The 11,703-nt window shown below is 70.8% G+C and carries 8 protein-coding genes and 4 pseudogenes; 8 read left to right on the plus strand and 4 right to left on the minus strand.

All coding sequences use genetic code 11. The annotated features are described in order from the left end of the window. Window positions 1-1,305, minus strand: a pseudogene (locus BMG523DRAFT_RS20475) (IS66 family transposase); the annotation flags it as partial. 596 nt (window positions 1,306-1,901) lie between these two features. Between BMG523DRAFT_RS20475 and BMG523DRAFT_RS26765 the strand changes: the two are divergent. After that, a complete protein-coding gene (locus BMG523DRAFT_RS26765) occupies window positions 1,902-2,111 on the plus strand; it encodes a hypothetical protein (RefSeq protein ID WP_023840987.1) in 210 nt (69 codons plus the stop codon). Window positions 2,112-2,125: 14 nt separating this feature from the next. Here the strand turns inward: BMG523DRAFT_RS26765 and BMG523DRAFT_RS27530 are convergent. Both BMG523DRAFT_RS27530 and BMG523DRAFT_RS20485 read right to left on the minus strand, forming a co-directional pair. After that, window positions 2,126-2,362, minus strand: a pseudogene (locus tag BMG523DRAFT_RS27530) (FmdB family zinc ribbon protein); the annotation flags it as partial. Further along, on the minus strand, window positions 2,311-3,171 hold the full coding sequence (locus tag BMG523DRAFT_RS20485) for a 5-formyltetrahydrofolate cyclo-ligase (protein ID WP_023840986.1): 861 nt from the start codon (window positions 3,169-3,171) through the stop codon (window positions 2,311-2,313). The gene BMG523DRAFT_RS20485 and the pseudogene BMG523DRAFT_RS27530, both read right to left, overlap by 52 nt. A 343-nt stretch (window positions 3,172-3,514) precedes the next feature. Between BMG523DRAFT_RS20485 and BMG523DRAFT_RS20490 the strand changes: the two genes are divergently transcribed. From BMG523DRAFT_RS20490 to glpR, 6 genes are all read left to right on the plus strand, one after another. After that, on the plus strand, window positions 3,515-4,489 hold the full coding sequence (locus BMG523DRAFT_RS20490; RefSeq protein WP_023840985.1) for a UTP--glucose-1-phosphate uridylyltransferase: 975 nt from the start codon (window positions 3,515-3,517) through the stop codon (window positions 4,487-4,489). A 372-nt stretch (window positions 4,490-4,861) separates the two neighbouring features. Continuing rightward, window positions 4,862-6,259, plus strand: a complete 1,398-nt coding sequence (glp, locus tag BMG523DRAFT_RS20495) for a gephyrin-like molybdotransferase Glp (RefSeq protein ID WP_083494902.1) — start codon at window positions 4,862-4,864, stop codon at window positions 6,257-6,259. A 44-nt stretch (window positions 6,260-6,303) separates the two neighbouring features. After that, window positions 6,304-6,759: a cyclic pyranopterin monophosphate synthase MoaC gene (gene moaC, locus BMG523DRAFT_RS20500; protein WP_165758314.1), complete on the plus strand. Its 456-nt coding sequence runs from the start codon at window positions 6,304-6,306 to the stop codon at window positions 6,757-6,759. After that, window positions 6,756-7,379, plus strand: coding sequence for a molybdenum cofactor biosynthesis protein B (locus BMG523DRAFT_RS20505; protein WP_043592053.1), 624 nt, complete (start codon window positions 6,756-6,758; stop codon window positions 7,377-7,379). Before moaC ends, BMG523DRAFT_RS20505 begins: the two co-directional genes overlap by 4 nt. A 9-nt stretch (window positions 7,380-7,388) precedes the next feature. Continuing rightward, window positions 7,389-8,021: a GNAT family N-acetyltransferase gene (locus BMG523DRAFT_RS20510; protein ID WP_011438406.1), complete on the plus strand. Its 633-nt coding sequence runs from the start codon at window positions 7,389-7,391 to the stop codon at window positions 8,019-8,021. Window positions 8,022-8,665: 644 nt separating this feature from the next. After that, the gene (gene glpR, locus BMG523DRAFT_RS26775; protein WP_011438405.1) at window positions 8,666-10,018 is read left to right on the plus strand and encodes a gephyrin-like molybdotransferase receptor GlpR; all 1,353 of its coding nucleotides are present in this window, start codon (window positions 8,666-8,668) and stop codon (window positions 10,016-10,018) included. Window positions 10,019-10,026: 8 nt separating this feature from the next. On the opposite strand, the pseudogene BMG523DRAFT_RS26780 reads toward glpR, so the two are convergent. After that, window positions 10,027-10,698, minus strand: a pseudogene (locus BMG523DRAFT_RS26780) (cyclase family protein); the annotation flags it as partial. 149 nt (window positions 10,699-10,847) lie between these two features. Between BMG523DRAFT_RS26780 and BMG523DRAFT_RS20525 the strand changes: the two are divergent. Next, window positions 10,848-11,270, plus strand: a pseudogene (locus BMG523DRAFT_RS20525) (SAM-dependent methyltransferase); the annotation flags it as partial. Window positions 11,271-11,703: the final 433 nt, after the last annotated feature.

Here is an 11,703-nt window from a genome sequence, read left to right on the forward strand (position 1 = left end):
GAGGGCATCGAGGGTGTCGACGCCCCACTTGCTGGCGGTCGACAGGTAGGACTGCACAACGGCGAAGTCCGCGAGGCCTTGGAGCGTGCGCCAGCAGCCACCGGAGACCCGCTGCTGGATCTTGACGGGGCGGACGTCGCGTTCCGCGAGATTGTTCGAGAACGGGACCGTCAGGTCGGTCGCGAACCGCAGGATCATGTCCTCGTAGCGGTGGAACCGGCGGATCAGTGTCCGGGCGTCGGTGGCGAGCGGGCTTCGTTTCCCGTGGTTGTCGGTCTCGCCGCGGGCGAGCGCTCCTCGGTAGTGGTTACGGATCTCCGCCAGGGTGGCCGGGTCCAGGGCAGGGTGACCGGCCGCGCGGGCGGCGGTCGCGGCGTGGTGGGCGTCGAGCAGGGTGGTGGCCAGGGCGTCGGCCCAGACCTGCCCGGGCGGGTCACCGTCATGAACCGAACGCAGGTCGCGGAGCAGGTGGGCGCCGCACCAGGCGTGTAACGCCCCGGTCAGGTGGGTGTAGCCGCCGTAGCCGTCGCGGACCAGCACGCCGGTGAACGCCGGCCAGACCCCGCCGGCGTCGATCGCCGCGGCGCTGCGGTCCCCGACGTGCATCACGGTCAGGTAGTCGGTGCACGCCACGTGCAGGTAGCGCAGCCGACCGTCGGCGCGGGCGGTGGTCTCGTCCGCGTGCGCGACCGGCGCGGCGGCGACCAGCTCACGGACCCGGGGCAGGAACGCGGCCTCCAGCAGGCGGGCGGCCCGGCCCCGCACCGAAGCAGCCCAGCCCGTGGAGACCGCGGCGCCGACCAGGACGGCCAGGACCCGGGCGGCCCGGCGGACCGGCAGGTGCTGGGCGCAGACCAGCCACGCCGCCCGCGCGAGCAGACCCGGCCCGTAGCCGACCCGGCCGGTCACTCCCGCCGGGCTGGAGGCAGCGGTCGTCGCCGTGCAGCACGGGCAGACCCTGGCCACGACCCGGTACTCGGTCACCTGCGGCCGTGGCGGCGGGGGCGGGACGTCGAACACCTGGTGACGGCGGACCCCGAACACCGGCGCGTCCGCGAGCGACCCTCCACAGCCGGAACACGACGGCGGATCCAGCACGACGATCTCGTCCGGGTCGGTGACCATGTTCCGGGTCTGACCGGGCTCACCAGGCTGTTTCCCTCGTGGCCGGCCCGACGACGACCGCGACGACCGTTGCGGTGCCTTCGTGAACGGGCTGTCCGACGACGGCGGACGCGACGACGTCGAACTGTCCGCGCCAAGCCTGCGTTCGAGTTCAGCGACCCGTGCCGTCAACCGCTCGATCAGCGCGGCCTGGTCCGCGACCAGGCGCACAAGCTCCTCGTAGCTCGGCTGACCCGCGGACTCCACCCCCACAAACTAGCCGATCTTGACCCGCCGGCCGGCAACCAGCCGAACCATCAACAGGCAAGATCCGCAAGACACCCGCTCAACTGAGCTGAACAGCTACCAAGCGAGAGGTAGACGCCTGGATCGTGGAGCACTATCGGCGGCGCAAACAGTAGGCGTCCCGGCCATCGGCCGAGGCCACCGCATCAGGTCAGATCTGTCGGCACCAGCGGCTCCGGGCCACCCCGGTGGCGCGGCCGGTTCAGGGTGGCCGAAAAACGCCGCCAGTGGGGCGGAAGGGCTTCCGTTAGATGAGTAAGTCCGAACTCCGGGCTGGCCGTAGCCGGGCCTGAAGAGATGGCTTCCAAGGTCATGGTGTGACGCAAGATCTGGAAACCCTCGCCGGCATCTCCCGGTTACCGCATCCGGGGGCCGGTGGGTGAGCCGCGGCGGGGAGGAGCTGGGTGCTCGGTGTCCGGGCATGCCAAAGGCGTCCAGGCCGAGATGCCCGGACGCCTTGGGCGGATCCAGCGGCTGGTCAGGCCGCCGCGGTGCTGGAGGCCGGAGTCGACGTCGTCGAGGAGGCCGTGGCGGTGCCGCCCGACGAGGTCGAGGACGACGAGTCCGAGCTGACGGAGCTGTTGGTGCTCCCCCCGGATGTCGCCTCGCTGCTGCCACCCGTGGCCGTGGCGTCGCCGACGTCCTTGGGGCGGTGCTGCGTGGACCCGCCGGAGGAGTTGGACCGGCTGTCGTTCTTGTAGAAGCCGCTGCCCTTGAACACCACGCCCACCGAACCGAACACTTTACGAAGTCGTCCGGCGCAGGCCGGGCACTCCGTCAGTGATACGTCGCTGAAGCTCTGTACGGCCTCAAGGTCACGCCCGCAGTCGGTGCAGCGGTACTGGTAGGTAGGCACGTGCTCCTCCCGGAGTTGGCACTCTGACGTGGAGACTGCCAACTTTAGCTTGTAGAGGGCCCGAGATGTTCCCCGGTGCCATCGGTTGGTTCGCACCGTAGCGTACGACTCGGCGTGATGATGATCTTCACGTTGTGATCGTGGGACTCCATGGGGATCTCATCCAGAACCTCTTGGTCGTGCAGGACGGCGATCACCGGAACGTCGGCGCCCACCCGGGCCAGCACCCGGTCATAGGAGCCCCCACCGCGCCCCAGACGCCGGCCCGTCCGGTCGACCGCGAGCGCCGGGATGATCACCACGTCGGCCTCGGCGAGAACCCCACGGGGTGCCGCCGCCGGTGGTTCGCGGGTACCCAGCGCGCCGGGCACCAGTGTTCCGACGTGCTCCCGGAAGTCCAGATCGAGATCGGCGCGTAGGGCGGGCAACAGCACCCGCACTCCGCGAGCCAGCAGTCGATCGAGCAGTTCGGCGGTGTCCGGCTCGCCGGGCAGCCCCACATACGCCGCCACGCACCGCGCGGCCTCCACCTCGGGCAGCCGCTGGATGCGGTTGGCCAGTCGGGACGCATCCGACCTGGACAGCGAGCCCCGACGCAGGGCCACGGATGCGCGGCGCTGTACCAGTAGCCGGGCCCGCAGGCGAGCCTTGGCCTCGCCTGCCTCGCTCGTCTCACCCAGCGCCGACGCGCCGCCGACTAGGGCGGGTGCGATCTGCCCGGAGCCGCCGCCGGCCTCGGGGCCGGTGCCGGGGGTTCGGTCGACACCGTCGTGGCGGGGGCGGGCACGCCCCGGGTCCGCTGGCCGACTCCCGCGTCCGGACACCGGTCCGGGATGCGGACGGATCGTCAGCTCGACGGTGAGCTCTTCGTCGAGATCACCCGGAGGCCGGTCATTCCACTGCACACCGACAGCCTCCCGCAGGTTGGCCGCCAGCGGGGGGTTGCCGCGGCATACGGCACGCGAACGTGGGCGTGATGTCGGGCGGAGGGAGCGCAGGTTACCAATTGTGGCACCCATAGTTACTGATGGTGATTTGTCGATTGTTGGTGGAGGTGTTGTCAGTTACCGGTAGGGGTGTTGTCGGTGGTGGACCGGGTGGCACGGAGTGCCGCGGGCTCGTTCTCGGACCCGCGGCGCATGTCCGGGCGGGCGGCGGGCGGGACCGGCGGCCGCCGTGAGCTGTGCATTGCCTGTGCTGGGGCCGTGGACGGTGCCCGTGTCCACGGACCCGACTAAGGTTTCGGCTATGCCAGTAACGAAGGCGGTCATTCCAGCCGCGGGTCTGGGGACCCGCTTCCTGCCGGCGACGAAGGCCGTCCCCAAGGAGATGCTGCCGGTCGTCGACAGGCCGGCTATCGAATACGTCGTCGAGGAGGCGTCCCGCGCCGGCCTGCGCGATGTCCTGCTTGTCACAAGCCGCACGAAAAAGGCGATCGAGGATCATTTCGATCGTGAGGCGGACATCGAGGCGGCCCTCGAACGGAAGGGTGACGATCTTCGTCTCCGTCGGGTCCGGGTGTCGGCGGAACTGGCCGAGGTCCACTCGGTCCGCCAGCAGTCGCCGCGTGGGCTCGGTCATGCCGTGCTCTGCGCGGCGGCGCACGTGGGAAACGAGCCGTTCGCTGTCCTCCTCGGTGACGATCTCATCGACGAGCGGGACCTGCTGCTCGAGGAGATGCTTGCCGTGCAGCGCCGCTTCGGGGGCAGCGTCATCGCCCTGATGGAGGTGCCCGAGGACCAGGTCTCCCTCTACGGCGTCGCCACGGTGGAGTCCGTCGGCACCAGTGCCGGCACCGGCAGTGCCGACGACCGGTACGGGATCGTGCGGATCCGTGACCTGGTCGAGAAGCCACCGGTCGCGCAGGCCCCGAGCAATCTGGCGATCATCGGGCGGTACATCCTCTCGCCGACGATCTTCGACGTCCTGCGGCGGACCGAGCCGGGACGGGGCGGGGAGATCCAGCTCACCGACGCCCTGCGGATCCTGGCGCTACGGGCGGTCGAACCGGCCGGTGCCGCGGGGGACGCCGGCACCGACACTGCCGCCGAGCCCGTGCACGGGGTGATCTTCACGGGTCGGCGGTACGACACCGGTGACCGGGTGGACTACCTGAAGGCCGTCATCCGGCTCGCGTGCGAGCGCGCCGACCTTGGCCCCGAGCTGTACCCGTGGATCGAGGAGTATGTCGCGTCCGGTGGTCCGAAGGCAGCATTGTCCTGATTTATCCATATTGCTTAAATTTATCCGCTTCATCGCCTGAGGGTGCCGGGATGTGCCGGCTTCTCTTCGGGTAGGCCTTGACGGCTCCGGTGACGACTCCGGTGACGACTCCGGCAAGGACCGGAACGCTCCCGGAACCGGCCAGCGCCCGGCGGTCGCGGCATGCCGTTCGGACTGGGAGGCCCGGAGCGGGAGGCCCGGAGCGGACGCCCCCGCCCCGACCGCTGGAGCTACCTGAAGGTAACTGCGGGTAATACCTGAAGGTAACTGCGGGTAAGAGATGTCCGGGCTTCGACGGCCGTAGCCTGGGTGATGCCGGACCCGGCGTGCGACGAGTGGTGCATCGAAGGGCAGAGAATTGGACGGGCGCCCATGACTTCGGTGGATGAACACCTCGAGCGGATCCTGGCTACGGTGCGGCCGACCCGCGCTCGGCAGGCCAGGCTGGACGAGGCGCACGGATGCGTGCTCGCCGCGGACGTCCGGGCGACGGTCGCGCTTCCCGGGTTCGACAACTCGGCCATGGACGGGTACGCCGTCCGGGCCGCCGACGTGGCCGAGGCGTCGGCGGCCACTCCCGTCTCCCTACCGGTCATCGGCGACGTCCCCGCGGGTCCGGGTTCGCCGGCCGCGCTGCTCCCCGGCGCCGCGGTACGCATCATGACCGGGGCCCCGCTGCCCCCGGGAGCGGATACGGTCGTCCAGCTCGAGTGGACCGACGGTGGCCGCCGGACCGTTGCGGTCCAGCGGGCGCCGCGCCGTGGCCTGCACATCCGCCGGACGGGGGAGGACGTCGCCCCGGGCGCCCTGGTGCTCCCCGCCGGGACGATCATCGGCTCCGCGCAGATCAGCCTGCTCGCCGCGGTCAACGTGGCCTGCCCGCCGGTGCATCCCCGGCCGCGGGTGGCGGTGCTGTCCACCGGGACCGAGCTTGTCGAGGTCGGTACACCGCTGGGCGCCGGGCAGATCGTCGACTCGAACAGCCATGGCATCGCCGCCGCGGCACGGGAGGCCGGCGCGGTGGTACGCCGCCTGGCCGGGGTGCCCGACGAGCCGGACGCCTTCGCAGCAGCCCTGCACGGGGTGCTTCCCGACGTGGATGCTGTGGTGACGACCGGTGGCGTCAGCGTCGGGGCATATGACGTCGTCAAGGAGGTGCTCGCGCGGACCGGGACTGTCCGGTTCGATCGGGTCGCGATGCAGCCGGGCAAGCCGCAGGGTTTCGGCCTGGTCGACGGTGTGCCCGTCTTCACGTTGCCGGGGAACCCGGTCAGCGCCCTCATCTCGTTCGAGCTGTTCGTCCGCCCGGCCCTGCAACGTATGCGCGGTCTCGCCGGCACCGGGCTCCCGCGGATTGTCGTGACCGTCGGATCCGACCTGCGTTCCCCCCTCGGGAAGAGGTCCTTCCCGAGGGTGGGGCTGGAGCGGAGCGGGGACGGTAGGCGCCTGGAACCCGCCACCGTCGCCCATCTGGCCGGCGGGCAGGGGTCACATCAGCTCACCTCGCTGGCGGGAGCGCAGGCGCTGCTGATCATCCCCGAGGGGGTTACCGAGGTGCCGGCGGGCAGCCGGCTGCCGGCGTTGTTGCTCCCGGACGCATCGGGGGCCATTCTCTCCGGCATGGCCTGGGTGGTTGCGGACACTGCGGACGTCGATGCCCCGGATCCGGCTTCCCCGGATCCGGCTTCCCCGGCCGGCTTCGGCCCGCGGGCCGAAGCCGGCCGGGGGAACGCGGCCGTGCCCCGGGCCGCCGGATCGGCGGCCCGGTGACCGCCGCCCGGCTCACCCACGTCGACGATCGCGGCGCGGCCCGCATGGTCGACGTGTCGGCGAAGGACGTCACCGTCCGTACCGCGACCGCCACCGGGATGCTGCGGGTCGTTCCCGAGGTTGTGGCGCTGCTGCGCGGGCAGGGGCTACCGAAGGGCGACGCCCTCGCAGTCGCCCGGGTCGCAGGGATCATGGGGGCCAAGCGCACGCCCGATCTCGTTCCGCTCTGCCATCCCATCGCGATCTCCGGCGTCACGGTCGAGCTGGACGTACGGGACGACGGTGTGGTGATCATGGCCACCGTCCGGACGGCGGACCGGACCGGCGTCGAGATGGAGGCGCTGACCGCCGTCGCCGTCGCCGGGCTTACGCTGCACGACATGGTCAAGGCGGTGGATCCCGCCGCGGAGCTGACCGGGGTGCGAGTGATCGCGAAGACCGGGGGGCGCTCCGGAGACTGGCATGCCGACCCCCCGCCGGACGCGGGGTCCGCGGAATGAGTGGCAGGCGCCACCTTCCCGCGGGTGCCCGGGCCCGGGTCATCACCGTCTCCGACCGGGCGTACCGAGGGATCTATGCCGACCGGTCGGGCCCGTTGCTCGTCGCCGGGCTCGTCGAGCTCGGTTTCGAGGTGGGCGCGGCGACGATCGTCCCGGACGGGCGGGATGAGATCGTCGCGGCGCTGCGGTCCGCCGTCGCCGACGGAGTGGACCTGGTGGTGAGCACCGGTGGCACCGGCCTCGGTCCCCGCGACGTCACCCCCGAGGCGACGCGCGAGGTGATTGAGCGGGCCGTGCCCGGACTCGCTGAGGCGCTGCGCGCGGCGGGTCGGGAGACCGTGCCGGCGGCGATGCTCTCCCGTGGGCTCGTCGGAACCGTCGCCGCCACCCTGGTGGTGAATCTGCCCGGCTCGACCGGTGGGGTACGCGACGGGCTGGGCGTGCTGGCCGGGGTGGTGGGTCATGCCGTCGCCCAGCTGCGCGGAGCCGACGACCACGGGCACCCGGCCGCGGGGTCCGCGGGCCCTGCCGCTGCCGTCGATGCCGCTGCCGTCGATGCCGCTGCCGTCGATGCCGCTGCCGTCGATGCCGCTGCCGTCGATGCCGTTGACGCCGGATAGGGCGCGACGGTGGGAGCTCCGGGTTGGCCGGCAGTCCTGACTGACGGACGGGTCCAGGTGCGGCCGCTTCGTCTGCGTGACGCCTCCACGTGGGTCGAGGTGCGGCTGCGCAACGCCGACTGGCTGGCGCCGTGGGAGGCGACCCCACCCGGAGTGATGATGGTCCGCGAGACCTGGGCGCAGCGCCAGACCCTCTCGATCTACCGTCAGATGTGGCACCGCCTGCGCCAGCAGGCCCGGCTCGGCGCCACGTTGCCGTTCGCGATCACCTTCGAGGGGCGGCTCGTCGGTCAGGTGACCGTGTCCACAATCGTGCGCGGGGCGTTCAACAGCGCTCAGGTCGGCTATTGGATCGACAGCGAGTACGCCGGTCGAGGCATCACGCCGACCGCGCTCGCGCTCGTCGTCGACCACTGTTTCGGGCCGGTCGGGCTGCACCGGGTGGAAGCGAATGTGCGCCCGGAGAACGCCGCGAGCCGGCGGGTGCTCGCGAAGCTCGGTTTCCGCGAGGAGGGGCTGCACCGGCACTTCCTTGCCATCGACGGCCGCTACCACGACCACATCGGATTCGCGCTGACGACCGAGGACGTCCCCGAGGGCCTGGTGCACCGCTGGCGGGAGACCCGGTACAGCCGGCCCTGAGCGGCCGCCGCGCCGCCCGACGGTGCCGTGCCCGGACGGTGCCGTGCCCGACGGTGCCGCCGCGCCTGAGAACGATGCCTGGATCCATGGCTTGCGTGACACGTTCCACTCCGCCACCGGGACGGTGTCGGTTACCGGATGTAGTCCCTTCTAGTCACCGCCCGTCGTTCCGGATCTCAATCCGGTGACAAAGTGAAGGTCCTGACCGGATGCCGATGCTCTCTACGAGGGCTTCCATAGGCCATGCGCGGTTCTGGTGGGGTGCCACGGTGCGTTTTGACGACCACACATCCACCATCGCCCATCCGGTTGCGGATGCGACACGCGGGCTCCGGGTCGGTGACCACGTGGATTTCGCTCACTAGCGTCGACTACGAAATCGCAATCGTTGGTGTCGAGAAGAGGCTCCTCATGGTCAGAGCGCCCGCACCCGCCGCGCTCGCCGCGGATGGTGCGCATCCAGTGGGTGGTGGGTGGGACGCGTTTCCCGCGGCGTTCCCTCCCCCCGATAACGGCGAACACCACGGAGACCACAGATCCCGCGAGATTGACAACGTAACCACAGGAGCGGGTGGGAGTATGGGGGCGGGCGGGATCATGGTGGTCGATGATGGGAGCGACCAGGGTCGTGCAGGTGTGATCCGATGAGCGCGTTGATCTGGGTGGCGATCGTCGCGGTCTGGGGGTTCGTGCTGATCCCGATGTGGCTGCGCCGTCACGACACGACGGCGCAGCAGCGGTCCACCGAGCGTTTCACGGTTGCGATGCGGGTGCTCTCCCGACGGCCGCCCGGCCGGGGCGGTGCCGTCGTCGATCGTTTCGGCGGCGATCATGGCGGCGTCTTCACCGTGGGAGGAACGGGAATGTCGCACGCGGAATTCTTCGATGGACCGGTCGACCTCGCGGAGCTCGGGGATTCGGTGTCCGCCGAGCCGTCCCGGGAGGCCGGAGCCCCCGGCGGGCAGCCGGTCGTCCCCGGGATGCCCATCGCGGCCGGCACGCCGATCGTCGAGGACGCTTCGACCGGTGGCGCGTTGCTATCCGGTGGCGGGTCTGCTGGCGAGGATCCGGAGGGCGGGGGCTCGGAGGACGGGTGCCCCGGCCGCCCACGGTGGTCGGGTGCGCACCCCGACGATCCGCGGGTGGATGTTCCTGCGCGCGGTCCCGAGCGTCGGGCGGACGCCGAGCGTGCCGCCCTGATGCGGGTGCGTCGGCAGCGCCTGCTCGTCCTGCTCGTCCTGCTTGCGGTGAGCATCGTGCTGGCCGCCGTCCTCGGCGGGCTGTGGATCGCCGGGCAGTTCCTCGTTGATGCCGTACTCGGCGCGTACCTCGTTCATCTTCGCCGGTCGGCGCAGACTGAGCGGCGGCTGGCCACCGCGCGTGCGGCGATGGACCGGCGGATCGAGGCCGAGCGGGCCGCCCGGCGCCGACGGCCCCCGATCGGGTCCTCCTTCGCCTACCGGCAGCGTCAGCCGGGACCGGACTCCCTGGAGGAGCGGGTTGGCCAGCAGCCGGTGGAGGAGCTCACCGACGAGGAGCTCGCGATCGCCTGCGCCGAGACGATCGACCTCGGCGCTCTGGCGGCTGGTCAGCCAGGCCTGGACGAGGGCGCGGAGGAGGACGATCTCGCCCGGTTCGCCGAGTACCCCGAGACGGGCTACGGCGAGACCGGTGTGGACGGTGTGGACGGTGTTGTCGGTGTGGACGGTGTTGTCGGTGTGGACGGTGTCGTCGGTGTGGACGTGGCCTCGGCCCGGCCGGCCATCCGGTCCGCGCCCCGCGTGGGCACGCGCTCGACCACCTCACGTCCCGGCCGGGTACAGGTGAACCCCCCGGGGACGCACGGTGGGCTGGTGGCTCCCACCGGGATCATGCCCTCGGGTACGGCGACGCCGGCCGGGCCGACGGCCGATGCGTCACCGGCGGGCGGGAACGTCGTGGGGGACACGTCCGGCGAACTCGACCCGCTGCTGCGACGGCACGCGGTGGGGAGCTGATCCGCGGGGCCGACGCTTGCGACTGCCCGGACCGGGGCACCGTCGGCTCCGGCGAGCGGAATCGGGAACAGGACGATGTGGATGGGCCGTCCGTTCGCCCGGGCGGTGAGAAGTCGATCGAGACTGGTCAGGTTCTCTACGATGACGGCACCGGCCCCACCCAGAATCCGGTGGGCCGCGAGACTGACATCCTGGCCCGGTCCGGGTGTTCGATCAACGCTGAGCGCATCGATACCGACCGTCCGGACACCCGCGTTGACGAGGGCCCGCGCGGTGTCCGGCGCGAGATAGGGATGTCGTAGGTACCCGTCGTGGCCCCAGTGGACGGACCATCCTGTGACGATGAGGACGACGACATCGTGAGGAAACGGGCGGGTAAAGGGGCCTGATAGCACCTCCGGGCCGATCGCCGCCTGTGGACCGTAGCCCCGCGCGTCCAGCAGAACCGCGGGTCCGGTGAAACGTTGAAGCGGAACCTCGTCAAGCCTGGGCAGCGAGTCGTCGATGTGGAAGGGGGCGTCGACATGCGTGCCCGTCTGTGATCCCAGGTGCAGGCGCTGCACGTTGACGCCGGACTCGGCCGTGGTCAGTGCCGGTGACACGTCGACCTCGGGATCCCCCGGGTAGACGGGCATGCCGGTCACGATGGGTACCGACAGATCGATCAGCTCGGTGCTCACGAGACGATGATCTCCATCCGGTGTCCGCCCCCGGAGCCCGGGGCGGCCGAAGGCGGGCCGAGGGGGCCAGGCATGCCCAGGATCCCAGGAGGCAACACTCCCCGAGGACGTCACTCCCCGACCCCATCCGATGCCGCCATTACGGGGTCATGGGAGAGTCTGGGAGAAATAATCAGTGCGTCTGTGTATGGGCGCTGTCAGAGCTAGGGGGAGTCGTGGCCAAAGGTGACAACGCCGGGTGGACCCACGGCTCGGTGGTGCCGGACTGGGCGCCGCCGAACGTCGACCTGAAGAGCGACGTTCCGCACTCGGCGCGGGTCTACGACTACATACTCGGCGGCAAGGAAAACTTCCCGGCGGACCGGGCTGCGGCCGCGGAGTTCACCAGGAGTATGCCCAACCTACCCACGTCCATGCGGGCCAACCGGAACTTCATGGTCAGGATGGCCCGCGTCCTGGCGGCGGAGCACGGCATCCGGCAGTTCCTGGATATCGGTACCGGGCTGCCGACCGCGCCGAACCTACATGAGGTCGCGCCGGAATCGCGGATTCTCTATGTCGACAACGAACCGTCGACCCCATGGACGCACACACCAGCAAGGCCCCGCGGCTGTCGGACCCTCAGCGCCGTGCGCTGACTCTCGTTGCCGAGGGCACGGTTTTCTACCGGGCCGACAGCGTCGGTCACGGCTACTTCTCGGCGCGCGGCGCNTCNGAGATCAAGCTCAATGCCCGAACCATCGACAGCCTAGCCAGGCACGGTCTGATCGTCGAGGTTCCNGACCNGTTCCGTGACCTGCGCGGGGGGCTGGTTCGTNTCCGGCCGTACCGGCTGACCGACGCGGGCCGCACCGCCTTGGGGCTCGTTCATGAGGCCCCGCAGGCCGATGCCCCGGCGACGGTGGACGTTGCCGACGTCCGGGTGGGCATGGCTACGCCGCTGGGATGGGTCGACTACATTTCCCCTCTCGATGACGGCGGGGCCATCGTCTACTACCGGCCGTT

This window comes from Frankia sp. BMG5.23, from assembly GCF_000685765.2.
Classification (GTDB): domain Bacteria; phylum Actinomycetota; class Actinomycetes; order Frankiales; family Frankiaceae; genus Frankia; species Frankia casuarinae.

Coding starts and splice junctions, on each gene's coding strand:
- BMG523DRAFT_RS20490 (WP_023840985.1), top strand. CDS start 3,515: ATGCCAGTAACGAAGGCGGTCATTCCAGCCGCGGGTCTGGGGACCCGC.
- glp (WP_083494902.1), top strand. CDS start 4,862: ATGACTTCGGTGGATGAACACCTCGAGCGGATCCTGGCTACGGTGCGG.
- moaC (WP_165758314.1), top strand. CDS start 6,304: ATGGTCGACGTGTCGGCGAAGGACGTCACCGTCCGTACCGCGACCGCC.
- BMG523DRAFT_RS20505 (WP_043592053.1), top strand. CDS start 6,756: ATGAGTGGCAGGCGCCACCTTCCCGCGGGTGCCCGGGCCCGGGTCATC.
- glpR (WP_011438405.1), top strand. CDS start 8,666: ATGAGCGCGTTGATCTGGGTGGCGATCGTCGCGGTCTGGGGGTTCGTG.